This is a genomic window from Streptomyces sp. NPDC101166 (genome assembly GCF_044768125.1).
In the GTDB taxonomy this organism is placed as follows: Bacteria; Actinomycetota; Actinomycetes; order Streptomycetales; family Streptomycetaceae; genus Streptomyces.
Window position 1 is genome coordinate 1 of record NZ_JBIWPF010000229.1, and the last position, 1183, is coordinate 1183.

The 1183-nt window shown below is 64.6% G+C and carries 1 protein-coding gene; it reads left to right on the plus strand.

Annotation, left to right across the window (positions count from 1 at the left end; all coding sequences use genetic code 11):
- The coding region (locus tag ACIRS4_RS37945; protein WP_404204787.1) for an ABC transporter substrate-binding protein at window positions 1–1183 on the plus strand (1183 nt) is incomplete at both ends.

Consider the following 1183-nt stretch of genomic DNA (forward strand, 5'->3'; position numbering starts at 1 on the left):
CGGCGACTCGAAGACCATCACCTTCTGGTCCAACCACCCGGGCACCTCCAAGGACCAGGAAACCGAGCTGATCAACCGGTTCCAGGCCAAGTACCCGGACCTGAAGGTCAACCTGGTCGACGCCGGCAAGAACTACGAGGAGGTCGCGACCAAGTTCAATGCCGCGCTCTCCGGCGGCGAACTGCCCGACGTGGTCATCCTGTCCGACGTGTGGTGGTTCAACTACGCGCTCAACGGCACCATCGAGCCGCTGGACAGCCACTTCGCCAGCGCCGGGGTGAACGTGTCCGATTACGTGGACACCTTCATCGGCGACTACAAGTTCAACGGCAAGACCTGGGCGCTGCCGTACTCGCGCTCGACGCAGATCTTCTACTACAACAAGGACGTCTGGGCGAAGGCCGGGCTGCCCGACCGCACCCCGAACAGCTGGGACGAATTCGACGAGTGGGGCCCCAAGATCCAGGGCGTGCTCGGCGGCGACAAGTGGGCGCACGGCTGGGGCGACGCGAAGAACTACCTGGCCTGGACCTTCCAGGGCCCGTGCTGGACCTTTGGTGGCGCGTACTCCGACGAGTGGAAGCTGAAGTTCACCGACCCGGCCACCGTCAAGGCCGGCCAGTACCTGCGCGACTCCATCAACACCAAGAAGTACGCCAGCATCCGGCCCACCTACGCGGTCGACTTCGGCAACGGCATCATCGCCTCCGCCATCGGCTCCACCGGTGACCTCAAGAGCATCAAGACCAACTCCGCGGGCAAGACCGAATTCGGCACCGGCTTCCTGCCGCACCCGAACGGAGCGGGCGCCACCACCGGTGGTGCGGGCCTGGCGATTCCGTCGCGCATCAGCGACGCCCGCAAGGAGAACGCGCTGAAGTTCATCGACTTCATCACCAACGCGGCCAACACCTCCTACTTCTCGCAGGCCACCGGCTACATTCCGGTGCGCAAGTCGGCGCAGCAGGATCCGAGCATGGCGGACTTCCTGTCCAAGAACCCGAACTTCAAGACCGCCATCGAGCAGCTGCCGCTGACCAAGCCGCAGAACTACGCGCGCGTGTTCGTGCCCGGCGGCGACCAGATCATCGGCACCGGGCTCGAGCAGATCGGCCTGCAGAACCGGGATGTCGCAGGCGCTTTCGGCGATATCGGCAACCAGCTGCAGACCATCATCGACCGG